At 50.5% G+C, this 24,927-nt stretch carries 23 protein-coding genes; 6 read left to right on the forward strand and 17 right to left on the reverse strand.

The window, feature by feature from the left end; all coding sequences use genetic code 11:
* Positions 1 to 29 precede the first annotated feature (29 nt).
* From ACJJI0_RS18825 to ACJJI0_RS18855, 7 genes are all read right to left on the reverse strand, one after another.
* A complete protein-coding gene (locus ACJJI0_RS18825; RefSeq protein ID WP_252084571.1) occupies positions 30 to 824 on the reverse strand; it encodes a MotA/TolQ/ExbB proton channel family protein in 795 nt (264 codons plus the stop codon).
* 25 nt (positions 825 to 849) lie between these two features.
* On the reverse strand, positions 850 to 1,056 hold the full coding sequence (locus tag ACJJI0_RS18830; RefSeq protein WP_444883767.1) for a hypothetical protein: 207 nt from the start codon (positions 1,054 to 1,056) through the stop codon (positions 850 to 852).
* 13 nt (positions 1,057 to 1,069) lie between these two features.
* Entirely contained in the window at positions 1,070 to 3,160 is a 2,091-nt protein-coding gene (locus ACJJI0_RS18835) for a PEGA domain-containing protein (RefSeq protein ID WP_444883768.1), read from the reverse strand.
* Between the two features lie 274 nt (positions 3,161 to 3,434).
* Positions 3,435 to 4,988, reverse strand: a complete 1,554-nt coding sequence (locus tag ACJJI0_RS18840) for a tetratricopeptide repeat protein (protein WP_444883769.1) — start codon at positions 4,986 to 4,988, stop codon at positions 3,435 to 3,437.
* Between the two features lie 95 nt (positions 4,989 to 5,083).
* On the reverse strand, positions 5,084 to 6,307 hold the full coding sequence (locus ACJJI0_RS18845; protein ID WP_444883770.1) for a hypothetical protein: 1,224 nt from the start codon (positions 6,305 to 6,307) through the stop codon (positions 5,084 to 5,086).
* A 17-nt stretch (positions 6,308 to 6,324) separates the two neighbouring features.
* Complete coding sequence (locus ACJJI0_RS18850; RefSeq protein WP_444883771.1) at positions 6,325 to 7,482, reverse strand: hypothetical protein; 1,158 nt, start codon at positions 7,480 to 7,482, stop codon at positions 6,325 to 6,327.
* 166 nt (positions 7,483 to 7,648) lie between these two features.
* Positions 7,649 to 8,944 (reverse strand): tetratricopeptide repeat protein, encoded by a 1,296-nt coding sequence (locus tag ACJJI0_RS18855; RefSeq protein WP_252084577.1) that lies wholly within the window; start codon positions 8,942 to 8,944, stop codon positions 7,649 to 7,651.
* 585 nt (positions 8,945 to 9,529) lie between these two features.
* Between ACJJI0_RS18855 and ACJJI0_RS18860 the strand changes: the two genes are divergently transcribed.
* The 3 genes from ACJJI0_RS18860 (at position 9,530) to ACJJI0_RS18870 (ending at position 12,688) form a co-directional block, all read left to right on the forward strand.
* Positions 9,530 to 10,597 carry a branched-chain amino acid aminotransferase gene (locus tag ACJJI0_RS18860; protein WP_444883772.1) on the forward strand — a complete coding sequence of 356 codons (1,068 nt, stop codon included), beginning with the start codon at positions 9,530 to 9,532 and terminating at the stop codon, positions 10,595 to 10,597.
* Positions 10,598 to 10,970: 373 nt separating this feature from the next.
* Positions 10,971 to 11,567 (forward strand): Yip1 family protein, encoded by a 597-nt coding sequence (locus ACJJI0_RS18865; RefSeq protein ID WP_252084579.1) that lies wholly within the window; start codon positions 10,971 to 10,973, stop codon positions 11,565 to 11,567.
* A gap of 185 nt (positions 11,568 to 11,752) precedes the next feature.
* Positions 11,753 to 12,688 (forward strand): alpha/beta hydrolase, encoded by a 936-nt coding sequence (locus ACJJI0_RS18870; RefSeq protein ID WP_444883773.1) that lies wholly within the window; start codon positions 11,753 to 11,755, stop codon positions 12,686 to 12,688.
* A 15-nt stretch (positions 12,689 to 12,703) separates the two neighbouring features.
* Here the strand turns inward: ACJJI0_RS18870 and ACJJI0_RS18875 are convergent, their stop codons facing one another.
* Positions 12,704 to 13,189, reverse strand: a complete 486-nt coding sequence (locus ACJJI0_RS18875; RefSeq protein ID WP_252084581.1) for a hypothetical protein — start codon at positions 13,187 to 13,189, stop codon at positions 12,704 to 12,706.
* A 257-nt stretch (positions 13,190 to 13,446) separates the two neighbouring features.
* On the opposite strand from ACJJI0_RS18875, the gene ACJJI0_RS18880 reads away from it, so the two are divergent.
* Both ACJJI0_RS18880 and ACJJI0_RS18885 read left to right on the forward strand, forming a co-directional pair.
* Complete coding sequence (locus ACJJI0_RS18880) at positions 13,447 to 14,748, forward strand: parallel beta-helix domain-containing protein (RefSeq protein ID WP_444883774.1); 1,302 nt, start codon at positions 13,447 to 13,449, stop codon at positions 14,746 to 14,748.
* A complete protein-coding gene (locus ACJJI0_RS18885; RefSeq protein WP_444883775.1) occupies positions 14,741 to 15,895 on the forward strand; it encodes an SO2930 family diheme c-type cytochrome in 1,155 nt (384 codons plus the stop codon). The genes ACJJI0_RS18880 and ACJJI0_RS18885 overlap by 8 nt, the downstream gene beginning before the upstream one ends.
* A 92-nt stretch (positions 15,896 to 15,987) precedes the next feature.
* On the opposite strand, the gene ACJJI0_RS18890 is transcribed toward ACJJI0_RS18885, so the two are convergent.
* From ACJJI0_RS18890 to rsxA, 7 genes are all read right to left on the reverse strand, one after another.
* The gene (locus tag ACJJI0_RS18890; protein WP_444883776.1) at positions 15,988 to 16,698 is read right to left on the reverse strand and encodes a TetR/AcrR family transcriptional regulator; all 711 of its coding nucleotides are present in this window, start codon (positions 16,696 to 16,698) and stop codon (positions 15,988 to 15,990) included.
* 354 nt (positions 16,699 to 17,052) lie between these two features.
* Positions 17,053 to 17,766 (reverse strand): electron transport complex subunit E, encoded by a 714-nt coding sequence (locus ACJJI0_RS18895; RefSeq protein ID WP_252084585.1) that lies wholly within the window; start codon positions 17,764 to 17,766, stop codon positions 17,053 to 17,055.
* Complete coding sequence (rsxG, locus tag ACJJI0_RS18900; RefSeq protein WP_444883777.1) at positions 17,766 to 18,470, reverse strand: electron transport complex subunit RsxG; 705 nt, start codon at positions 18,468 to 18,470, stop codon at positions 17,766 to 17,768. The genes ACJJI0_RS18895 and rsxG overlap by 1 nt, the downstream gene beginning before the upstream one ends.
* A complete protein-coding gene (locus ACJJI0_RS18905; protein WP_444883778.1) occupies positions 18,470 to 19,522 on the reverse strand; it encodes an RnfABCDGE type electron transport complex subunit D in 1,053 nt (350 codons plus the stop codon). Before ACJJI0_RS18905 ends, rsxG begins: the two co-directional genes overlap by 1 nt.
* A complete protein-coding gene (gene rsxC, locus ACJJI0_RS18910) occupies positions 19,522 to 21,549 on the reverse strand; it encodes an electron transport complex subunit RsxC (protein WP_444885954.1) in 2,028 nt (675 codons plus the stop codon). Before rsxC ends, ACJJI0_RS18905 begins: the two co-directional genes overlap by 1 nt.
* Positions 21,550 to 21,665: 116 nt before the next feature.
* A complete protein-coding gene (rsxB, locus tag ACJJI0_RS18915; RefSeq protein ID WP_444883779.1) occupies positions 21,666 to 22,280 on the reverse strand; it encodes an electron transport complex subunit RsxB in 615 nt (204 codons plus the stop codon).
* 9 nt (positions 22,281 to 22,289) lie between these two features.
* A complete protein-coding gene (gene rsxA / locus ACJJI0_RS18920; RefSeq protein ID WP_444883780.1) occupies positions 22,290 to 22,865 on the reverse strand; it encodes an electron transport complex subunit RsxA in 576 nt (191 codons plus the stop codon).
* Positions 22,866 to 23,219: 354 nt separating this feature from the next.
* On the opposite strand from rsxA, the gene yghU reads away from it, so the two are divergent.
* Positions 23,220 to 24,095 carry a glutathione-dependent disulfide-bond oxidoreductase gene (gene yghU / locus ACJJI0_RS18925; protein WP_444885955.1) on the forward strand — a complete coding sequence of 292 codons (876 nt, stop codon included), beginning with the start codon at positions 23,220 to 23,222 and terminating at the stop codon, positions 24,093 to 24,095.
* A gap of 83 nt (positions 24,096 to 24,178) precedes the next feature.
* On the opposite strand, the gene ACJJI0_RS18930 is transcribed toward yghU, so the two are convergent.
* Together ACJJI0_RS18930 and ACJJI0_RS18935 are read right to left on the reverse strand one after the other, a co-directional pair.
* Positions 24,179 to 24,421 (reverse strand): hypothetical protein, encoded by a 243-nt coding sequence (locus ACJJI0_RS18930; protein WP_444883781.1) that lies wholly within the window; start codon positions 24,419 to 24,421, stop codon positions 24,179 to 24,181.
* Positions 24,399 to 24,893, reverse strand: a complete 495-nt coding sequence (locus ACJJI0_RS18935; RefSeq protein ID WP_444883782.1) for a hypothetical protein — start codon at positions 24,891 to 24,893, stop codon at positions 24,399 to 24,401. Before ACJJI0_RS18935 ends, ACJJI0_RS18930 begins: the two co-directional genes overlap by 23 nt.
* Positions 24,894 to 24,927 lie beyond the last annotated feature (34 nt).

The raw sequence follows: 24,927 nt of genomic DNA on the forward strand, positions 1-24,927 counted from the left end.
AATATCCGAGATGATAATTTTGAGTTCGGCTAGCTGATTTTGAGAAATCTCAGCAGGCGGTTATCGCAATAGTTCTGTGTATCCAAGACCAGTCTTTCTTGCATAAGCTGTAACTGGTGGGTAAAAAACATAATGACAATGCTGATCACCAGGGCAATGAAGGTTGAGTTGAAGGCGACCCCAAGGCTTACGGTAACCCCGGCAATATCACCCTCTACTGCTTTATGGGCTTGAGACAGTGCCTCGCCGATGCCGCGCACGGTTCCGATAAACCCGATCGAGGGAATTGCCCAAGTGATATAGCGCACCATTGCTAATTCCGAGTCGAGCCGATCGCCCTCTGTTTCGCACACTTCTTTCACGGAATTGGAAACTGCAGCCACATTTTTGGTAGAACCGAATCTTTGTAGCGCGGTGAGTAGTGCTCTTGGCACGAGATAACTTCGTTCCTCTTCGGGTAGTGCTTGTATGGGGCGGGACAGGTCGCGGGTGTCTTCGGGTAATATAGGTGTGCCTTCGCTGATATTAAGAAGGGCTTTATCGAGCAGTTTACGCTCGCGTATGCTGCGGTGTGCCTTTAGGCCCATGATTGCCATGGCCCACAGCATCAGTACAAAGCAAGCTTCCTGCTCGTAGTCTTTCATCACAATATAAATGGAACGTTGCTGAACGTAGGTTTCTCCTGCTGCCTCCCGTGCAAGCTGTTCCTCTATCAAGGCATCTGCGTTAGGGCGAATGATGGCAACATAAATGGCGTGAACCAGGATAATAGATCCCAGCAGAGCAAAAATCTGGAACACAAAGTCTGAGGATTTGAATTTCATGATGGTGCCCTTGGCGGCTTCTCTTTTAAATATCCACAGGATAGGAAACAGATAAATCTTCAGAAATTTCTTCTGAAGACTTGTAATCATCTGAACGATTGCCCTTGCGTTTGTTTTTTTCTGTTTTTTCCTTGTTCGCCTGAGCAACGGTTATCTCATTGGTATCTTCTTTCTCTTGGGCAAATAAGTAAGAGGGTAAAAGAATGATGAGTATTAAAATGATCCTGAACATCTTCACTCCTTCTTTAATTAATCCAGCGCGCGACCCTAAATCCAATATCATTGCGGGGAGCTTCGCCATAATCACGGTAAGATAAACGCAGTTCGGTTAACCCTGAATGACGCCAGCTGGAGCCGCGAATTACATGGTAGTCGCCATCCTGTGGGCCAATCGGATTTTCTTCCAGGCGCGATGAGAGTCCGGTACCAATGGTATAGAGGTCGTGAATCCACTCAGAAACATTGCCACCCAAGTCGTATATACCAAGAGGATTTGGACTGTAACTGCCGACGGGAGCTGTGGCTGCATAGCGATCGCTATAGGTACGTAATACTGCCGGGACCAGCTTGGCAGCGTGGCTGTCGGCATAGTTACCAGAGTTGGCGCCGATAGGTAGTTCATTGCCCCAGGGGTATTTACGCATGGTGCCCTTATCATAGCGTGCCAACCAGGCCCATTCGGCTTCTGTGGGAAGACGATAGCCATCTGCCGCTGAATCAAACCCAACTATTTTGCCGCGCTCGGTTAGGTATACAGGGTTAAGACCTTCACGTTCACTGAGCCAGTTGCAAAATAAAGCCGCATCGGCCCAACTGACATTGACGACAGGCAGGTTGTCATTATCCAGGCTAACTCCATTCACATGCCTTGAGGTATGCATACGTTTAAAGCGTCTGAATTCTCCGTTAGTGACTTCGGTGGCTCCGATATAAAAAGGACGATTGAGAGCGACTTGGCGCATCACCTCATTGGCACGGCGCCCTTGTTCACGTCGTGAGGATCCCATAGTGAATACAGCATTGGGGCGCATTAACTTCATGGTTCCATTCGCGCCATGTTGATAGGATGCCGGAACCTGCTGCCAGCGAGCCTGCTCTTTGGTCAACAATACTGCGCGTACCGTCTGCTCCAGCTTGTCGCTTGGGATTACTCTGGTATCAAATGCTTGGTAGCCATTCTTCCTCACTTCAATTTTGTGACTTTTTGTTGGGAGGTTGAATGACTGTCCGCTTTTACCCGCATATTGCCCATCAATATAAACCTCTGCATCAGTGGGTACACTCGTTACAAATACCCTACCGTACACGGCGTTTAAGTTAACGCTGAGATCCCGTTCCATTCCGGCGGAAAGGTCTATGGTGTGTACTACAGAGGCGTAACCTTCTTTAAAAAAGCGTAATCGATGAGCTTCTCCTGATGACAATTCAAGTTCAAGAGGAGTGTGTCCGCGGAACTCCCCATCAACAGTTACACTGGCGCCTTCGGGAATTGAAACAACTCGTAATAGTCCATCGGCTGGGCCCAGATTTACCGTGGGAAGGGCTTGGTCCACACCGGCGGTAACTGCTATTGGGACATCGACAGTTTTATGTTCTGGTAGGGAGATGGAGACAACCCTATCCCCTTGCACCAGCTCTGTATTGAGAGGTGTTGTGCCAAGAGTTTTTCCATTGGAGGTGACAGTGGCACCTGGGGGATTACTACTAATACGTATATTGGCCCAGGCTGGACGAAGTTTTGCTTGCAAGCGATGAGTGTTGTCGAGCCCTTCGACTTTGATTACTTGGGTATAGGGGAGATAACGATCGGAGAGAATTGTTACCCGAAGGGAACCTGGACGTATATTTTCCACCAGTCCGTTTGTATTGGGCACTTCACCGCCATTGATTATTATTTTGACTGGAACCGGGGGGTCTGTTTCAACTTGCAGATGGCCTGGCAGCTTATCCAGGGTCACTGCATGGCGGCTGTGCCCATCGCTGCCGACTTCAACCTCACCACTCTTGGATAAATAACCATCTGCACTGATGGTGTAACTGTAGTTTCCGGGAAGCACCAGATGTCCATCTCCCAGTGGCAGGGCAAAGCCATCAATATTGACTTTTGCATTGTTAGGCACGGTTTCAAATATGAGGGAGCGGGCGATGACTAAGTAGGTCAGCGCCAAGAGACTTAATAACAGGCAGGCCGCTACTACCAGTGCACGCTTGGACAGGAACAGGCGAGCACGGTTAGAGCTGACTTGAACCGGTGTGAAACCTATAGGTTCGATGAGAGGTGAGTCATCGATTACAGGTTCATTATCGCGAACTGAGACCGCCTCTTTCACTGCCATTTACACTTCCCTATTGCTGTGTCGTTATGGAGTTATCGCAATAATCTGGTACCGATGAAATACGCGCCAAAGCGCATCGGGTACCAAGGCTGGGTTGGATGTTTTTTGTGTGAAATAAAGCTTAGCTCGCTGCCACCGGAGGGTTGGCGATCAGCGAGCCGTTTGTCACAGAACACCTCTTTTCCTGTGAATGAATCTTCTGATTCATCTTAGGATTTGCCCCTTGCGCATATCTTCTTTATTGGATTTTCATCTCGCTCAGGGGTTCTTGTCTTCAGCTATTATTAGCGCCGTTTACTTTCTCTGCGCACTGAATGACCACTTCGGTGACAGGTTTTCCGGGTTTTACAATGAACTCACGCCGTACATCCCGATACCCATCGCGGGTACCAATGGCTGTGTAGCGACCGGGTTTTAAGGCGATTTCTCGTTGGTCAAAATTACCCAGTCGTCCAACATGGTAAATCGTGACACTGGTACTACGATCGGATTTGAAACGAACGGGTAGAGGTATCAGAGCTTGGGTAAGCGCATTTTCTAGGTCTTCTATTTGCTGAACTAAGCGTGGTGTTTGACTGTTTACTTTACGTGCATCGGCTAAGATAGTGCGGGCAAAGTGGTTGCGCTTACCTTCACTAAGGGTAAGGGGGTCTTTGAGTAATTCTTGTAACTGATCATCTAATTTGGCCCTGACAGAAGAGCGTGCCTTCCCCGTAACTGCAGCAACCAGGCTACTATCCTTTTTCAACAAGGCCGTATAACTTTTAAGAGCATCACGCCAATCTTCTTTTTTTTCCTGTGAGCGTGCCAAGCTCAGTAGTTTATTAATTTTCTCCCGCTCCATACCATTTTTTGCCTGTTGTAGGCCGATGGTCGGTGCTTTAGCAGTAGGCTTTAATGCTTGCGCTTGATTGAAGAATTGTTTTGCGGATGTGTAATTTTTATCGGCAATCGCTGCGTAGCCCGAAGACATAGCCTTTTGGTAGTCTCTCTCAGTGATTTCTATTTCAACCTTTGCCAGTAATGCTTGAGCTTCAACAGTCTCAGGGTCAACCGAGAGTGATTGCTCAAGAGATGACTTAGCTTGGTCTAGGTCGGAATCGGAGTAGGCGTCTTTTGCCTGAATATATCTCCACCAGGCAGAGGGTAATTTATCGGTCCGCTCAAGCCCCTTGAGACCTCTTGGGTGATCTTTAGAGATAGTAAGTACAAGATTAAATGCATCTAGTGCAGAATCCTTATCCCCTATATCCAAAGCACGTTTACCCTCGCTAAGATGTAACTCAATTCGCTCGGGAATACTGTCACGCAATGTCTCTAGTGCTTGTAAGGATTCCCGGTATTTTTCCAGAGCTTGCATGAATTGTCTTTTTCGATAAAGGCTATCAGCCTTTAGAGCTAGATCTTCAGCGGAGTAGAAATCTTCGAATGCCCATAACTCAACCTGACGTTCTTGTAGCTCCTCTTTAAGGGCGAGAATATCTTGCAGAATTTTTTGCACATCCCTGCGTTGCTGCATGATTTCAGCATCGGAATAGGGGGATGCCTGTGCCGGATCTTCCTCGGGTGCATTTATTGTTTTGGCAACAGCGGTTTTATCGGTTTGTAATTTTGGAGTTTGCACAACTTGGGGAAGTCCCCAGAAAACCCCTACCAAGCCACTGAGCATTACTGCCCCCAGCAAAAAAGGCCAGTATGAATTTTCCCTTTCCGGCTTGTCAGTTTTAGGGCTGGTTTTCTTGGGGATGCGAGCTTCCTCACCGCCAAAGCTAAACTCTGCGGGCTCGATCGGAGTTGAATCTTCCTTGGTGTTATTGCGGTGCTGCATAGTGATTCCGCCGTTTTATTAAGTTACCCAGTGAAGATCTTGGGTGCTTGCTAAGGGTTAAAATCTGACCGGTTTACCTCGATAAGGTCTGCACTTCATATACTGGTTTCGGAAGACGCTGTTTCGGCTTCATAAATTTCTTTCAAGATTTCCCTCCACTGACGATATTGGTTCTCTACTGTGCCGCTCAGGGTGACGGTGCGATCTTCCAGTTCGACAATTTGTGGTTCGACTTCAGCCTCCATGGAGTCTCCCAATTCCTGCAGAGCTTCCAGATGCATCTTGGCATCTGCGCGACGATCAAAGCCGCTCTTAATTAAATAACCGCCAGCACCAATACCTACCTGTCCAGCAGCCTGGGCACTGCCTCCTCCTGCACCGGCTGCGGCAATACCGCCGATAATGGCCGCGGCTCCCATGATGGTGTGGTTGCGGGCTTTACGCTTGAGTTCGCGCATTTGCCGAACTTCCTCATAGCTGCGTGCTCGCCACTCTTGGTAGGGTACTTCCATAGTTTTGGCAAAAGTGCCGTAGTATTCCTGGAGTGTGTCCACAAATAGATAATCGCGCTCACGGATTTTTCGTACTCGCTGCAACATAGGATCATTTTCTGCAGGTAGAGCGCTCAGGTAATAAATACCTTCTTGGCTTTGCTGCAGATAGCGCGTAAAGGCTTCGGGGGAAAAGCTCCTGGCGAAGCGCATCTCAGAGATAGTGCGGATTTCAGCAATCTGTTGATTGGATAGCCCTTGTCGATAATTCAACATGTCATTGGAAACCCGGTTATAGATTCCCTGAAAGGCATCTCCTTCAGTAGGGTGCTTACGATCATAGGCGTAGTGAGAAGCGTATTCCGAATATTCCTTGGTAAACCAGCGTTGACCACGGGAATCGGTAACGGTCACTTCCATGGTGAGAATTTCACCATCGGATTGGATTATCTTTCCAGAAACTGTTACATCAATATTGGTGCGGGCAGATGGGATAACTCTCACTGCCCCCCAACCCAGGCTGGACTGCAATGAGTCAGCCAGGGTAACTGCCATAAAGCGGGACTCAGCCTGGCGTAATTCGGGAAAGACCAGGGTGTCTTCGTCAACTTCAACAGTGTCTATACCGGGATCGAACTGGATAACGCCGACGTCCAGCAGGCGCTCTTCCGCAATATTTTTGTCCTCAATGGTGAGGGGAGTAAATGCAGTAGTTCGTACTTCGGTTGTGGTACATCCGCTAAGTAGTGCTAGCAGTAACCCAGCAGTTATCAATGCGAGCCGAGCTGTAAATAAACAGCGATAGTTTTTTCGAGTTAAAAGTGCCATCTATGCGTCCTCTGTAACTACTTCGTCGCATTTTTATATTTTCGATACTCTTCCCAGAGCTTTTCCCGTAATTCAGGATCGGTCTCCCGTGTGGCGGCTTCACGAATTTGTCTTGCCACTACATCGTCATCGGTACCACTGGGAATATCTGCAGGCACCACTGGCTGTGAGCCGCTGTGGTTGTACTCCCCTTGGCGCCCCTTAGTGGGTAAACCGGGGCCTGTTACCTGGCCGCTGGAATTGTTTTGCTGTGGGCCCCCGCCGCTGGGTGCTCCGCTTCCGGGTGGAGGGGGGATTTCGGCTTCCGCAGATTCAATGAGATCTTCCAGTGATTCTCCCGGTGGCGCTTCATCCATTGCCTCTTCCTCGCCCTCTTTTGAAGCGGAACCAGGCCTGTTACGGACATAGTCCCGTTCACGCAGGATCATGCCGTCGTAGCTCACCATGGTGGATTCGAAGCGGCCCTCAAGCTCTGCGACTCTCTCCGCGGCTGTGCTGGGAACTTCATTGGGCGCACTGCCAGCGCGAGTAGAGCCATTACTGGGTTGACCGTTGGTGGACGCACTGCTACTTGAGGCCGAACTACTCGACGAGGAGCTGTTCGAGGAAGAACTACTTGATGAGGAGCTACTTGAAGCCGAAGCTGTTTGCTCCTCCTCGGAGAAGTCGATCTCATCCGGCGGGGTGCCGTCCTGGCTAGAAGAGGGATCTGGAGGCGTACGTCTTTCATCCGGAGATTGCTGTGAATCAGTGTAGACAGGGGATGATGGAGAGCGATTGCGGGAATCTGCCTCCGGCATGCTATCACCTGCTGAGGGTTCACGGGAGGAACGTTGATTTTCACTGGAAGCTGTTCCGGACTTTTGTTGGGACTCTCGCTGTGCCGTTGGCATATTCGCGCTGGGTTGGCTCGAAGAACGACTACTGGGTTGCCCACCACTGCTACTGGACTGTGACTGGTTAGAGCTCTGTGAACTACTGCTAGAACTGCTGCTTGATGAGGCGCTGCTCTGAGACTGAGATTGCGAGCTGGAAGAGGGCATCGCCGGTGGTTGTGATTGGGTTTGCTGGCTTTTACATCCAGTAATCACTGTAGTCAGTACAACGACAGAGAACAGAGTGTGCCAGCTAATGCCCTGGCGGTGACTTTTTCGTACCGCTTTCCGAGTTGTCATCTCTTTTCTCCTAGAAGGGCTTGGCGTTATGCCGGGAGGGCGCGATCAATTCTGCGACTCCCCGGCTGCCCGGAAAATGGCTGGTGTGGAAATTTAAAAGTAGTTGTTATTTGATTATTTGCGCGCTCTCCACAACACATCACTCAGTGTCTTTTCAGTGAATCACTCAATCGAAAACAAAGCGCTGAACAATACCGCGTGTTGCTACCGCTTCACCATCTTCAAAGCGCGGCCGGAATTTGGCGCGTTTAAGTATGTTTCGGACTTTGGAGCGAATCTGTACTTTATCGGATGGGTAGGCTCTGAGGATTTTAATATTGCGTGCTTTGCCAAAGGCAGTGACATCGTAAGAAACAGTGATATGTGAGTTGGCCAGGGCTTTGCTTTCCGATTCCAAAATCGGCAGGGCAGGAAGTGCGATCGGGCGACCAAAAATATCCTCAATTTCATCGCTGGAGGCACCATTGTCCCACAGAGATTTATAAGCCTCTCCATAAGTGCGGCGCGCGGAATGCCATTTATTGAACATCATATACCAGTCGCCCAACTCGACTTTTGCTTTTGCAGATGCGGCCGGGGGCGATTGAGGGTTACGCTGGTAGACATCAACGATTCGGGTAATCGCTTTTTTGCCAGTATTGAAGCTCTTCATTCGATAGTGGTCTACCATACTGCGCTGACTTACATCGGGGCCGCCGCCAAAGCTGGTATTGACGACGAGCGGCGCCTGGGCCTCTCCTTTGTAATTGGCGAGATAGTAATTCGTTGCTTTCAGCCCGCGTAGTGCGTCCACAAGACGTAGATCGTTGGAGCCAAAATTTTTGCTGATGATATCGACTGCGAGGGTGTAGAGCTTGGTGGCGTTGATTAGGTGCTCGACCAGAGTCTCACCTTTCTTCTCAACATAAGACTGTAGGTGCCAGCGACTCAGGTTATTGATTACAGGCAACATCCGAGGATCTTTTTTACCGTAATTTTTTTCGTGCAACCAGTAGAGATACTGTTGGTTGTCGTTGGCTTCTTCCCATTGATTCAACGCAATCTGGCTTTCTATTAAGCGTTCAATCATCGGTATCTGGCTGAGGGAATAGAGGCCCTCATTCACTCTATTAACTAACATTGCACGGCGGAATTCGGTGGCGGCTTCCTCATGGGCTCCAGCTTTCTGCAGTGCAGTGGCCAGGCCCAGCAGCTGCTCATCAATACCGATACCATAGGCACCATACTCAGCTTCAAGATCTTCAATGCGTTCACGGTAATATTCGACAGCCTCTGAGGGGCGCAGTTGTCTTCGGTTTTTTTTCAGCGGTTTGGAGGCGGCTTCAATAAAGGCCTGGGGAGGGCCTTTCGGATCTGGATTCGCAGTGGCGTCATCTGCGGCAATGGCGCCGTTACACAGCAGTGCTGTGGCTGTAAACATCAAGCCGATAGCAAGGCGATTGCAGGTATCTATCTGTGTCACGATTGAACCACTTCCATTCCGGTTTACTTTGCCCACAGCTGTGCAATAGGCCTTAGCCATCACGCAGGGGTGTGGATCTCGTCTCCGCCCGATCGCCGGAAAACCGACAGATACGGTGGAAGCTCTCTCCTGAAATGTGGTTCTGTTACAACTCTGAAGGCACGTCTTTTTACTCATAGCCGCTCAGAGAAGCCGCATCCGGAGGCTTATTTTTGCGCTCCTGGCTGCGTATTAAACAGTATAGCCAGCACAGTCTGTCATCAGAGGGATTGTGACGGAGACTTCAACCAACCGGTGAATAGGTTACCGGGATGCCTGCGGGCACTCTTTCGGTTTAGCAGCTGGGGAGAAATAGCAGTGCCGAAGGTCGGCAAGTAAGTGCCAAAAATTTTTAGAGTAAATTTAAGTGACTACTCGATGGCTCTGCGCTGCAGGGGTAAAAACAGGAGTATTTGGATTTTCATCCTATATGAATAGGTTTGATTAGGTGAAAACGGCTAAAGCCATGGGGTCTGTGGTCACTACATTTGGATTGCTGGCCGACAGGCGCCATAATCAGCCGATTCGAATGAGAGGAGAGTGCCGGTGAGCATCTATATCGATCCCGAAGTGGCCGCAAGCCTGCGTGGATATGAAATACCCGAGAGGCTGGGCTTCGGGACGGCAATGGCCCCTATAATGTTTCGTGCAGTCTATCAGGACGGTTGTTGGAGTCAGGGTGAGTTGATTCCCTATGCACCCTTGTCGATAGATCCTGCAGCAAAAGTGCTGCACTACGCTCAATCGTGTTTTGAAGGAATGAAGGCCTACCGGACCCAGGCTGGTGGTATTGCTCTATTCCGTCCCGAGAAAAATGCTGAGCGAATGGCCTTTTCTGCCAAACGCTTGTGTATGCCCCCGGTGCCAGAACCCCTGTTTCTCGATGCCGTGCGTACTGTTGCTTCCTATTGTGCCAACCTGGTACCCGGTAATAGCGGCGAGTCTCTCTACTTGCGGCCGTTTCTGATTGGCACCCAGGCGGACCTTACCGTATCTGCTAGCAGCTCTTATGAGTTCTATGTGATTGCCAGTCCCTCAGAGGCTTATCACTCCGGTAGCATGCGTCTTTGGGTGGAGAGGGAAGATGCACGCGCCGCAGTGGGTGGCACCGGGGATGCCAAGGTTGGCGGTAACTACGCGGCCTCTCTGTTGAGCGTAGGGCGGCTCAAGGAGCGCGGTTACGATCAGTCTCTATGGCTCAATCCGTCTGACCGAAACAGCGTAGATGAACTCTCTGGCATGAATTTCTTTGCGGTAATTGAAGGGACATTACATACGCCAGCACTGACCGGCTCCATCCTGGAGGGTATTACCCGTTATTCACTATTGGAGCTGGCCGAAAGCCTGGGCTATCAGGTCGTAGAGGAGTCTATTCCGGTTGATCGATTACTCAGCCAGATAGCTTCTGGCAGCTGCACAGAGGCTTTTGCCTGCGGTACTGCTGCTATTATCAGCCCTATTAGCGTTATTGGTGATGCAGAGCATTGCTATGAGCTGCAGCAGGCTCCAGGTCCTGTGGCCGAAGCTTTACGTCAGGCGCTTCTGGATATTCAAGAGGGGCGGGCAGAGGATCGCTTTGGCTGGATGCAGACTGTTGAACCTGCGAGCTTCTGAGCTTAGCTAAATAATTAAAAGTAACCGGCTGTAGGTTGGTGGCTGGTTACTTTTTTTAATTAGCAAAATTAGCATGGCAGCATTTGATTTTTCTCTACTTCTGTCTCTTTCCCTTTAGTCTGGGGTTGTTTGGTATCACCTCATGCTTTAAAAATGTTTCCGCGAGAAACGTGCATGTAAGCATTCCCGCCAATCTCTTTTCTACGGTTGACTTGAACGACTGTTGCTCCTACAAGTAACTCGATACAAGAAGAAACGCACTGGAGCTTTTGGGGTGGCCTTTTGGTAGTACCTTCATATTGACCGGCAGTTCCAAGATCAATTTGACTAGATAGGTCGCACTCAGAGTTCCCTAGAACCTGAGGAAAACAGAATGTTGACCCATATGTTCGGCCTGATGCTCCAACCTCGCAAGCAGTGGGAGTTGATTAGCTGCCTCCCCGAGAAAAAACTTCGCCGACAAATCTCCTACGTTATTATTTTGGCACTATTCCCTGCAATCGCCTGGTATTTTGGCACTACTCAGGTGGGTTGGAGTATCGGCAATGGGAATCCGGTAAGAATAACCGGCCAGAGTGCGTTGGAATTGGTAGCGGTTTTCTATTGTACGATGGTATTGGCGGTTGTCTCAATTGGTTACTTAATTCACTGGATGGCGAGAACCTATGGTGCAGAAACGCACCCGATGAAAGGTGTAGTCGTGGCAGGGTTTACAGCAACTCCAATATTTTTGGCAGGTATTGCGGGAATCTATCCGGTGTTGTGGTTGGATATTCTGTTGGCAACTGTGGCGGTAGCTTATGCGGTGTATCTACTTTACCTGGGGATTCCTATTGTTATGGGTGTCTCAGAGGAGCGAGGATTTCTTTTTGCCAGTGCAATTATTACTGTTTCCCTGGTTATCGCTGTAATAATAATGGTGGGCACGGTATTGTTTTGGAGCTATGTGTCCGCTCCTGTTTTCCACTGATTTTATTTTTCACAGATCACTACCTGTGAATTTTTGTGTTTATCTGCCAGTCGGTTTTACTTGAGCCGGCTGGCTTACCCCCTTCATTTATCAGCTTGTCTTGAATCTATTTTATCTCAACTCAATTGTAATATTCCTTTCTGCACCAAAACACTATGGGTGCTGTTACTCTTTGGAGGTCTCTTTTGAGGAAAGTAAATCCGCACCTCTCTGAATTTCTCAGAGTATGCAATGAGTTGTTATCAGAGCGTACAGCCAAAGGTCATGCCTTTAGTGTTATCGACTCTCGCGAGAGGTCGGAAAGGATGATACAGGAATATGTTACAGACATCCCAGGCATTGACCAGGTGATAGATGATGAAATCTATACCAGTGGATACAATGTCCCCGTGAGGATATTTAACCCTAATTCGAGCTTGGCACTACCGGTTCTTTTATATCTGCACGGGGGTGGTCATATGCTGGATAGTGTTAAAGCCTATGACCCTATTTGTCGTAAAATGGCGATAGCTACACAGCATATTGTGGTGGCACCAGAATATCGGCTTGCTCCAGAAAACCCCTATCCAGCCAATGTTGAAGATACTTGCGCTGTAGCTCGTGGAGTCTGGACGAGTCTTGCCCGACACAAGATCGACTATCAAAAGTTACTCTCAGTAGCGGGAGACTCTGCAGGTGGTTCTTTATCGGCAACTTTGTCGCATATAGCACAATTTGACACTGGGATTTATATAGACAAACAGGTTCTCATTTATCCTTGTGTTGACTATACGGCAGGCTGTCAATCTTACCAAAAATATGGGAAAGGATATTTTCTAGAAGCTGAGAAATGTTACTGGTTCTTTGAAAAATATTTTCGGGATGGCCAGTGTAGAAAGTCGGCATCTCCACTTTATATGGATTTTACTCAAAGGCTGCCAAAAACTCTGGTGATTACAGCAGAGTTTTGTCCCTTGTGTGATGAGGGTAAATTTTACTTTGAGAGGGTGAGGTCGGCTGGTGCACACGCTGAGTATATACACTTTGAGGGTGTTATACATGGATTTTTAAATGTTGAAGATTTGCTCAAAGATATTTGTGCAGAAGCTTATGAAAAAATAGGTAGGTTTCTGAACAGCTAAATTATTGTAAATTCTTCAGCCAGGCTTGTAATGGTACTTAAGAATATAGCCATTGCTGAGCTCCAATTGCTCAGAAGCTTCTTTTCCAATAGAGAGTTCAATTTCAGTGATCGCATTGATTATCTGTGTGGGCTCGACATCAATGCATTGAATACTCATTGAATAAATGGCACCTTCTTTACTGTCAACAGAATATTCAATAACTTGCAGAAAAAGACTATCTGTTCCATATAAGATTTTAATACCGGGGCCCTTTAATAGGGGGATAGTATATTTTACAGCCCCCCAGGGGCCATCGCAGCGAATTGCCTGGTACTCTGAGGGCGCTGTTTGGGCAGATGTAGACTTAGATTCCTTACTTAGGGTTAATTCACTCAATATCTGTCGAGTATGAAACTGCCATCCCTCTGGAGTTGTAATCTCAATTTTTAAAGTCGGTTGAGCAAGCACCTGAAAACTTAGAAAGGCAAATGGCATTAAAATCAACTTGCGAAATTCCATCTTGATTGCGATTCCTTAGGGAATGTGGGGTACGGGCAAACGTGCTTTCAATAATTGGTTGCATGAAGCGCCAAGCTGGTAGCCCTGCATGTTTTCTAGTCTTTCAAATAATAATAGTGTCTTGAAGGGTATCTAGGGGTCAGATAGTATGCAGAAGCTTGCCTAGCAAGTTTTTTTGCGCGACTTAATTGGTACATTCGTACCTACCAAAGCCAGATGTAGTAGCTACAAACAATAATTCAAACAAAGGGTGAAGCATGAAGACCTTGTCCTACATCGGGGTGGCTCTCACGTTATTACTAGTCTCCGCCTGCGGAGAGAAGAAAGCCCCTCAATCAAATCCTGCAACTAATGACGTTGATTTTCAGAAAAAACTGTTGAGGCAACTTATTGCTGCTAAGCCAGGTGATGTCATTATTGTTCCTGAAGGGGAATTTCAGATTGATCGTAGTCTTTCTCTAAATGTTGATGATGTCACTATTCGTGGTATGGGAATGGATAAATCTATCCTCTCCTTTAAGAGTCAAATTCAAGGGGCTGAGGGACTGTTGGTCAATGCCAACGATTTCACGATAGAAAACTTGGCAATAGAGGATACGGTGGGTGATGCCTTAAAAATTAATGAAGGGCAAAACATTATTATTCGTAATATTCGTGTTGAGTGGACTAATGGTCCATCTACAGAAAATGGTGCCTATGGAATTTATCCGGTGCAGACACGAAACACCTTGGTGGAAGGTTCAGTAGCTATTGGCGCCTCAGATGCTGGCATTTATGTCGGTCAGTCTCGCAATGTGATTGTGCGGAACAATCGCGCTGAGTTTAATGTGGCGGGCATCGAAATAGAAAATACTATCGGTGCTGATGTGTATGGTAATGTGGCAACCAATAATACGGGGGGTATTCTGGTTTTTAATATGCCAAATTTGCCTCAGCCTGGGCATAGTACGCGTATTTATGATAACGATATATTTAAAAACAATGTAAAAAACTTTGGGCATGAAGGAACCCCTGTGGCTGCAGTTCCTGCAGGATCGGGTATCGTGATTAATTCCAATGATCAGGTTGAGATATTTGATAACAAGATTGCGGATAATGATACTGCCAATATTATTGTGAGTAGCTACTTTACTGCGGGTTATTACAGCGATAAGTCGACTCAGGCAGACTTCGATCCATATCCGGAAGGTATTTATATCTATAACAATCACTTTGCAGGAGGTGGTTCATCACCAGACCACTTAGAACTTAAGGCGCTAAAGTTAGCGCGTTTTGGACTGGGTGGAAGCTTGCCCGATGTACTTTGGGATGGTGTTGTGGATAGCAAGAAAATGTTTGAGGGCGCCCTGCCAGACCACCTTCGGCTATGCATCGATAACACGGATGTGGGCATATTGAATATTGATTTCCAAAATAACTATCAAAATATTTCCACCGATATTTCTGCTCATCAGTGCCGTCTGAAAAAGCTACCAGAGGTCGTTTTGAAATTTGACCGGCCGGATGAAGAAAAAAGCGCGGGAGATCATTTGGCTGTCTTGGAGGGGGGGAATGAATAAGTGGAATTACTTGGTGGGCTCTTTCCTTCTCCTTATTACTACATTAATGGTCACCCTCAGTGGCTGCGAGAAAGCCCAAGCCCCAGTTCAACTATTTGCCGAAGATGCTATTCCTGAGAGGCTTAGTGACTGGAATCTGGTCAATATTATTGATAACGGTTTGATCCCCAACGCAGGTGTGCTGCCGTACGATTTAAATACTGGGCTTTTTACCGATTACGCCCATAAACTGCGAACCGTGTGGATGCCCGCCGGCACCTCGGCAGAGTATGGTGAGGAGCAGTTTGAGTATCCGGTGGGCACGGTACTTACCAAGACTTTTTACTATCCAAGAGGAGAGGGTAATACAGTTCTGCGCACCGATAATTTTACTCGGGACTACCTTGAGGGGCGCAGTGGAGAAGCTTTGGATATGCGGGCTGTGCGTTTGATTGAGACCCGTCTGTTAGTAAAACGTCAGAGGGGCTGGCAGGCGATCCCCTATATTTGGAATGCGGCTCAAACTGAAGCCGTTTATGAAATCGCTGGTGATACCACACATTTTAAACTGGTGAACGACTCTGGGGATGTCTCAGAATTTACTTATGTGGTGCCCGATGCCAATCAATGCGCCGGTTGCCATGCTGACAACTTTACTGGAAAGAAGATTTCCCCACTCGGCCCGAGAGCAAGACACTTAAATCGAGATTTTACCTATCTTAGTGGAACAGAGAATCAGTTATCCCACTGGCAGAAAGTGGGATATCTCAAAGGGCTTCCCGCGCTGATATCACTACCAAGCCAGGCTAGTTATGCAGATACTTCAAAATCGCTAGAAGATAGAGCTCGCGCCTACCTCGATATCAACTGCGGTCACTGTCATAACCCGGCCGGTGCCGCTGACACATCGGGGCTGATGCTTCATCACAGTGAAACAGACTGGCGCAAGATGGGCTTGTGTAAACCACCAGTAGCGGCGGGTACTGGCAGTGGAGGGCGGGTATTTGCCATAGTACCGGGAGAGCCGGATCACTCAATTTTGAATTTCCGTGTAGAGTCCAGCGATCCGGGCGCGATGATGCCGGAGTTAGGGCGAAGTTTGGTACATGAAGAGGGGGTGAGCTTACTACGCCAGTGGGTGGCGGCTATGTCGGGGAGTTGCTCATAGTGCAGTGAGTGATGTCAGGCTGGCCACTCAAGGAAGAAGGCGGCACAGTGTTTGGGCACCGTGCCGCTAACCTGTGAGATAGTCTTTATATTTCAGCCGTATGCTGCGGTCTCGGCAACTTGGGTAGCTGTTGTAGGAATTAAGCCGCGAACCATCATGGTGACTGTGCGCTCAAGCAATGGGGAATCCAGTGCAATGGAGCCACTCAAAATTTCATATTCCAACTTGAGAATAGTGCCATGAGCGATTTGCGCAGCGGCTTCTGGATCAACAACGCCCAGCAAGTGGAAGAATTCCTGAATTAGGGACTCTCTCGCATGGCTTGACATGCGTACCGCCCTGGTCAGTTGCTCGTTGCGCAGCGCCTCATTGCGGAAGGCCAACTCAACCAAACGGCGGTCACGATCTTCAGCCTGGTTGCGCACATGTGTGAGGATGAAGCGGGTGAGCTGCTGCACCAACAGTTTGTGACTACTACTCGATGCGCGCTCTTGTGAAGAGAGGTTGCGAGCCGCATTGAAACTTTCTTCTTGAAGTTGGCGTGTGCTTTCTAATCCCTGCTCAACGAAGTAAGTGAATGAATCACTGATCAGATCGTTGAGGTCTTTAAAATAGTAGGTAGTGGCGGCCAGTGGTACATTCGCTTCGCGAGCTACGGCGCGGTGGCGGATACCGCGAATCCCCTCTTTTACGATTAGTCGCAGGGTGGCCTCTAGGATGGCCTTGCGGCGCAGGCGGCTGTCGGCTCGCTGTGCGCGGCGGCCGTGATAGACCAGATCAGACTTTCCATTGTCTACAGTCATAGCAGTATCCCTGTTCTTTTTGTGTTGGCTCCGATCGCTCTAGCAAGCTGTTCGGTCGTGCCATTCTAGCCAAACGAATTCAAAAAGAGAGAATAAAGCTATTACATTCGATTACACGAAGATTGCACAAGTCAGAGGCTTCACTTGTGGTTTTTCTACGTGAATCTCCTCAATATGGTGCACTTTTGTGTAGGGGGCTTTTATTGAATCAGAAAATAAAGATTTAGACGTCAATCCTAGGTCTTTTTCTCACCGGAATATGACAATTACTCGGCAAGTAGGTCAGCGACAATCGAATAGCTTTCGCTACACTAAACGATTGTCGTAGGGAATAAGGGCTTGTTTGGGGCAATCTTAAGAGATTTTTCCAGTAACGCGCACCCGTTTGGAGCCAGGTACAATTCTGATTTGCTGACTGCGGCGCCGTTCAATACCTGCATCAATAGCATTTTTCGCTGCAATCAGTAGACCGGCTACCAGAAATGCACCGGGCGGTAACACCGCCACCAGCACACCGGGATAATTACTTCCCAGCAAGTTTAGGCTCCAGTCTTTGGCCATAGGCCCCAATAGCAAATCCATATCCGAAAACAAAGTGCCCTGGCCGAGTATTTCCCGCACGGCGCCGATAGCAATCAGCACTGCGGTAAAGCCAACCCCCATCATAAAACCATCGACCAGTGACGGCAGCACTGGATTTTTACTGGCGAAGGCATCGGCGCGGCCGAGGATGGCGCAGTTGGTAACAATCAATGGAATAAAAATTCCCAGCACCAGGTAGAGCTCATAAGTGAAAGCCTTCATCAAGAGTTCGACACAGGTGACGAAGGTGGCGATGATCATTACCGAGGCGGGTAAACGCACGGTGTCGGGCATCTGTTTCCGTACTAGGGAAACTGCCAAGTTGGAACAGGTGAGTACACCAGTGGTGGCGAGCCCCAGACCAATAGCGTTGACCACTGAGCCGGTAACTGCCAATAAGGGGCAGAGCCCCAAAAGCTGAACTAGGGCGGGGTTATTTTTCCAGAGTCCGTTGTGGGTAATTTCTGCGTAACCGGGGGTCGCCATTAATTCTGCTCCGTATTGGGCTGAGCCTCATCAGTATTTTCCGCTTCAGGATTTTCCACCTCAACGGCTCGCTTGGACACAGGTGCACTGAATATTTGCTGATGGTTGTTGGCGACAAACTCCAGCACCTGATGTACTTCAGCAACCACTGCGCGGGGGGTGATCGTTGCACCGGTAAATTGGTCGAAGACCCCGCCATCTTTTTGAACTCTCCACTCACTAGAGGGAGGGTTTTTCAGTGAGAGGCCATCGAACTGAAGAATCCAATCACTTTTTTTAAGTTCGACCTTATCACCAAGGCCCGGCGTTTCACTGTGGCTGGTGACCCGTACACCAGCTATGGTGCCATCGCGGTTGACGCCTACCAGCATTTTGATTGGGCCCGAGTAACCGTCTGGTGCCACCGCCGGTACAATGACCGCTGAAATCTTACCGTCTTTGCCACGCGCTAAGTTGATATCGCCACCCTGAGAGAGCCCTAGTTGATTCCAGTAGGTCTTGGGAATTGGATAGGTGTCCACAAGTAGGTCATTGCTGTGGCGATCCAGAGGAATAATTTCCAGCAGGGCTTTGGCAGAGGCTGCGCGTATCGCCCGTTCAATGGGCTCTCGGGTGGTGATCTGGGTCACTGCCAGAGTGCCTGCAGTGACCAGGGCAAACAGGGTCAGCACAACGGCATTGGTGGCCATAGACTGCTTGAGCATCAGTGCTCCTCCAAGTCAGTAGCGCGACGCGCCCGCTTGTGGCCATAAGTGCGTGGCAGGGTGTAATTATCAATGGTGGGTGCGGCAAAGTTCATCAGCAGTACCGCAAAGGCCACGGCATCCGGGTAGCTGCCCCAGGCGCGGATAATATAAGTGAAGAGTCCAACACCGGCACCGAAGATCAGGCGCCCCTTATTACTGGTACAGCCACTGACCGGATCTGTGATGATGAAAAAGGCCCCGAACATGGTAGCGCCGGAGAACAGGTGCAGCAGTGGTGAGCCTTCGGAAAGAGAGCTGCCGCTGTCGTAGAAAAACAGAGAGATCAGGGTCAGGGTTGCGAGCATGGCTACTGGCGCGTGCCAAGTGATAATGCCGCGAAACAATAGAAAAAGTCCGCCCAACAGGAACCCGAAACTGATGGTTTCCCAGCCGGCCCCGGCAAAAGTCCCCTGGCTGAAAACCGGTTCCATCTCGTAGAGTTGTGACAGCAACACTGACTCGTTGAGGCGCACGATTTCCAGGGGGGTGGCACGGGTGAAACCATCCACGTTGTAACTGCCAAAGACCAGGGAGATGGCCTCGCCAATATCCGGTGCACCACCGATCACATCCGCTGCGCCAACCCAGCGGGTCATATCCACCGGGAAACTGATCAGCAATACCACATAACCCACCATGGCCGGATTGAAAGGGTTGTACCCCATGCCGCCATATAGCTGTTTAGCCAATACGATGGCCACGGCGCTGCCGACTACCGGCAACCACCAGGCACAGTATGGAGGCAGAGCAATGCCCAGTAAGAGTGCCGTGACCATGGCACTGTAGTCACGCAGGTAGAAAGCCACGGGCCTGTCCCGCAGTTTCATGATTGCGGCTTCGCACAGCAGAGCGGTAATTACAGAGAAGGCAATATTGATCAACACGCCGATGCCGAAATAAATCACCATGGCCAGAACACCAGGTGCGGTGGCGGCCGCTACCTGCAACATCACTTTGGCCGTGTTATCGCCGGAGCGGGCGTGGGGGGAGGTGGCTCGCATCAAGGACATTACTGGCGACCATCCTGTGCGGCTTTTTGCTCTCGCATCTTGTCTTCCAACTTTTTCTGCAGCTTTTCCAAGGCAGTCTCAAAGGCCGCCAGGTTGGCATCATTTTCATTTTTGGCTTTTTGCAACCTTGCCTCGGCTTTGCCAAGACGCTTCTGCAGGGCCTCGATATCTGCGGCGAGTCGCTCGGCGTCGCTCATTTGAGAGCGAGCTTCTGCCGAGGCACGCGCCTTAGTGATAGCGCGCACGGCGGCACTGGTCTCTTCCTGACTGGGCTCTCTGGCGGGATCGCGATCGGCGCGACGCCTGGCCAGGGTGAGCTTGTGTTCGGCTTCCTGCAGTTTTAACTCGGCAGCCTTGAGTTGGGCTGCCAGCTGGTCGCGTTGACCTTCTTCTGCGGCCTCCACCTTATTGCGCAGGCGTTCGACGCGGCTTTCAGCGCTGGAGAAGGTGCGCTGGGCACGGGCGAGCAGCTGCTGGGGATCCTCCTGGCGGGATTTAACCCGGGCCAGGGCAGCGGCGACGATATCTGCTTGTTGCTTGCTCTCTTTGGCTTCCTCGGACTCGGGGCTCTGCTCGCGCTGTTGGCGCGCCAGTTCGGCTGCCTTGCGGCGTGCCTCACGTTTGGCTTCTTTTTCTTTCTCGGCCTTTTCCAGACGGAGCTTGCGGAATTCAAAACGATCGCGGGCGCGGTCGGACTTTTCTTTCTCCTCCTCCGCCAGGCGTATTGCCCCTTTGGCCGCGCGGTAATACTGCACTAGCGGAATGGTACTGGGGCAGACATAGGAGCAGGCGCCGCATTCGATGCAGTCGAACAGATTATAAGCTTGCAGCTTTTCGCGCTCATCGGCGCGTGCATACCAGTACAGCTGCTGTGGCAGCAGTGAAGCAGGGCAGGCCTCGGCGCAGTAACCGCAGCGAATACAAGCCTTGGCTACCGGTGCTGGTGGCAACTCCTGGTTGGTGGGCACCAATAGGCAGTTGGTGGTTTTGACTACAGGGGCGCGCTCATCGTCGATGGTGTAACCCATCATGGGGCCGCCGATAATCACCTTTTGCATCTGGCCGCGGTGGATACCGTGGTGTTTGAGAATATGGTGAATGGGAGTACCGATGGGCACATCGATATTGCGCTGGCGCTCCAGGGCTTGCCCAACAACCGTGGTTACCCGGCTGATTAGAGGTTCACCATAGCGAACGGCGCGATAAATGGCCCTGGCGGTACCCACGTTCTGGCAGACGATGCCGACATTGGCCGGCAGGCCCTGATTGGGTACTTCGCGGCCGGTGAGAATCTGGATAAGTTGCTTTTCCCCACCAGATGGGTACTTGGTGGGGAACACTACGATATCAAAGCGGGTATCTCTGGCGGCTTCGCGCATGGCGGCAATGGCCTGCGGCTTATTGTCCTCAATCCCGATCAATACGCGCGCAGGTTCATCAAGGATATAAGAGATAATGCCAACCCCGGCGATAATCTCTTCAGCGCGCTCGCGCATCAGCATATCGTCGGCGGTAATGTAAGGCTCGCACTCGGTCCCGTTAATGATCAGTGTGTCGATTTCCGCCCCGCCGTGGGGATCGAGCTTTACCGCGGTGGGGAAGCCCGCACCGCCCATGCCGGCGATGCCGCAGTCGCGAATTTTCTCCAGAAGTTCAACAGGCGAAAGCTGGGTGTAATCCTCACAGGATTGCAGTTCACACCAGTGCTCCTCGCCGTCGGTACGGATCACAATACTGTCCTCGGCGAGCCCCGAAGGGTGGGGGACGGCGCAGGGCTCTATGGCCACGACTTTACCGGAACTGGGGGCGTGCACAGGGCTGCTGATCAGGCCATCCGCCTCGGCAATTTTTTGGCCCTTTAGTACGTCATCGCCGAGTTTGACCAGGGGCAATGCAGTGGCACCACTGTGTTGCAGCAGAGGCACAATCAAATCCTCGGACAGGGGAATGCTGCCAATGGGTTCGCCGGTACTCTGTTGCTTGTTTTCCGGTGGATGTACGCCACCGTGGAAATCATTGGGGCGCAGTTCCCGCGCCTTTTCGCTGGCGATTAGCTGTGCCTCGCGGGCGGCGCGACGCTCCTCTACCGCTTCGCGCCGCTGGTTTTTTTCCTGTAGTGCTGTGCGGTTTTCATTTTCGGGGTTCAAACTGCACCTCCCCGTTGATCTGTTTGCTGCGGGCGACGGTCAGTGGCAATCAGCTGGATACCGTCTTCGGGCTTTTGTGGATGCCAATCTTGTAGCGGCATATCTACGGGCACCATATCAATACAATCCACGGGGCAGGGCTCTACGCAGAGATCGCATCCAGTGCATTCGTCGGCAATTACGGTGTGCATATATTTGGCTGCGCCGGCGATGGCATCCACCGGGCAGGCCTGAATGCACTTGGTGCAGCCAATACATTCGGCTTCGCGAATAAAGGCCACTCTTTTTACATCTTCGACCCCGTGCTCTGCATCCAGGGGCATGGGTTCCATATCCAGCAGGTTGGCCAGCTCGTTGATGGTGGCTTGACCGCCTGGGGGGCATTTGTTGATGGCGTCTCCATGCACAATTGCTTCGGCATAGGGACGGCAACCGGGATAGCCACACTGCCCGCACTGAGTTTGCGGCAGCAGGGCATCGACCTGCTCTACCAGAGGGTCCCCCTCCACCTTAAAGCGAATGGCGGCAAATCCCAGCAGGGCGCCAAACACCAGAGCCATACCGCCGAGTACCAGCAGGGGGTAGGAAATCTCAGAAATCCAGTCCAGCATCACGTAACCCTATACCAGACCGCTAAAGCCCATAAATGCCAGGGACATCAGCCCTGCGGTGACCATGCCAATAGCGGCCCCGCGAAATGGCAGCGGTACATCCGCGGCAAACAATCGCTCGCGCATGGAGGAAAAAAGAATCAATACCAAGGAGAAGCCTACCGCGGCGCCAAAGCCATACAGGGTGGACTGTATAAATGTGTGGGCCTTCATGGTGTTTTGCAGCGCTACGCCCAGTACGGCACAGTTAGTGGTAATTAGCGGCAGAAAAACGCCCAAAACCTTGTACATCAGTGGGCTGGTTTTTTCGATAAACATACGGGCGAATTGCACCACTACCGCGATCACCAGAATAAAGGAAATAGTGCGCAGGTATTCGATGCCAAAGGGCTCAAGCAAATAGGTATTCACCAGGTAAGAGCAGATTGAGGCCAGTGTGAGTACAAAAGTGGTGGCGCCAGCCATACCCACGGCGGTCTCCAGTTTGTTGGAGACACCCATAAAGGGACATAGCCCAAGAAACTGCACCAACACATAGTTGTTGACCAGGATGGTGCTGAGCAGGATGACTGCAAATTCGGTCATATCAGGTCCGGTTGAAGCCCAGGAACAAAATGATGCAAGCGCCTTGGCGGAGTCGAGGTGCCCCGGTGAGAGGCAGAGGGCCTGGGGCTCCGTCGAATGTCGCGCAGGGCCGGTATTATGGGTGAGTCGCGGGGGGCCTTCAACTCAGAGGGGGATCTTCTGGCAGCAGAGGACCCCCGTAAGGTGCCAAGCTAGGTTCTGGCTTTGAGAATAGTTGGTACCTCTGGGCTAGGGCGCGATGCTTGCGAGAGGCGATTTAAGGTTTCCATGGATTTATTGGCGCGACCCTTTACTCTCGGGGAGTATGCCCTTATCTCTATTGGATTAACCCGTAACACCAGTTGGAGCTCTGTAATGCCGGATCAACCCTATACTCCGCCCAAGGTTTGGAAGTGGGATGCGGAAAGTGGTGGGCAGTTTGCCAAAATTAACCGCCCCATAGCGGGAGCCACCCATGATAAAGAATTACCTCGGGGCAAGCACCCGATGCAACTGTACTCCCTGGGAACCCCCAATGGTGCCAAGGCTACGATTATGCTGGAGGAGCTTCTGGCACTGGGGGTTGAAGGGGCGGAATACGATGCCCACTTGATTCGCATCACTGAGGGCGAGCAATTCGGCAGTGGTTTTGTGGATATCAATCCGAATTCAAAGATCCCAGCCCTGGTGGACCACAGTACGACACCACCAATTCGGGTTTTTGAAAGCGGATCAATTCTTCTGTATCTGGGAGAGAAATTTGGCGCCTTTCTGCCGCATACACCGGAGCAGCGTACCGAGACTCTCAATTGGCTGTTTTGGCAGATGGGGGCGGCGCCCTATCTCGGTGGAGGCTTTGGGCATTTTTATGCCTATGCGCCCGAGAAACTGGAGTACCCCATCAATCGTTTCGCCATGGAGGTAAAGCGTCAGATGGATGTGTTGGACCGGCAACTGGCTAAGCACCAGTTTATCGCTGGGCGTGAATACACCATTGCAGATATCGCCATCTGGCCCTGGTACGGAGCCCTGATCCGTAATGAGGCCTATGATGCCAGCGAATTCCTGCAGACCGAGAGTTACAAACACCTTGTGCGCTGGTCTGATGAAATTGCACAGCGACCGGCGGTACAGCGTGGGCGTATGGTGAACCGCACCTGGGGGGATCCCAGTAAGCAGCTCCATGAACGCCATGACGCCAGTGATTTTGAGGAAAAAACCCAGGACAAAATGGCGCAAAAAGACAGCTGAGCAGTATTGAATGGCAGTTTTTTCTATTGCACGCCCAGGGTGAGATGGTTGTCTCTCTGCTTATTTAGCTTTAGCGAAATAGCTTATAGGGCGCGCATAGAGAGTGCGAATTGAATGATTTGTGAGGTGTGTGGCAGCTGCCAGAGTTTTTCGGTAATAAAGCCGGCGGCAAAAGCGAAGCCGAGAATGGCCACTATAGGAATTTTGCCCAGCTGCTGGTTGACTTGCCTTTGCTGTTGATCAAACAAACGCAACGCACTGCGGCGCTGTTTTTCAGCGTCCACACGGCATTGTGTAATTTCTCTATTTAATTGTCTCAGCGACATCTTGTAGGGCCTCTTTTACCTGCCGTTTGGTTTCTTCAAATCCCAGCAGAGGGCGCAGCTTTTGCTGATAAAGCAACACACCGAGGAAAAGGGCAATTTGTATCAGTACAAATACAAGGAAACCGATATAGATCGATTGGCTAAAATAGTAGGCAATCAAACCAATGCCACCGCAAAGGCTGACGAGTAGTGCGGTTCCCAGGGGTACCAGCATCAACTGCAGAATAATCAGTCTTTTCCCGGCTGTTAGGGTTCTCTCCAGCTCTAGCTGAAATAAGCGCTGAATATTACCCATCCATGCAGTTATAAGAGTGAGAGTGGCTTCAACACGAGCCATAGTCTCCTCTAAACTGCCGCCAGTGTCGCTACTATAACCGTTACCGCTGCCTTCAGCGGAACCGTCCCGCCCGCGCTGTTGCGCGGTCGGGTCGGAATTCTGGTCAGTTCCCTGGCGTTTTTCTCCATTGCCCATCGGCGGTTTCCTTACCGGTTAAAACGGCAAACGC

The sequence above is a fragment of the Microbulbifer mixtoriginis (SeqCode) genome (genome assembly GCF_052466695.1).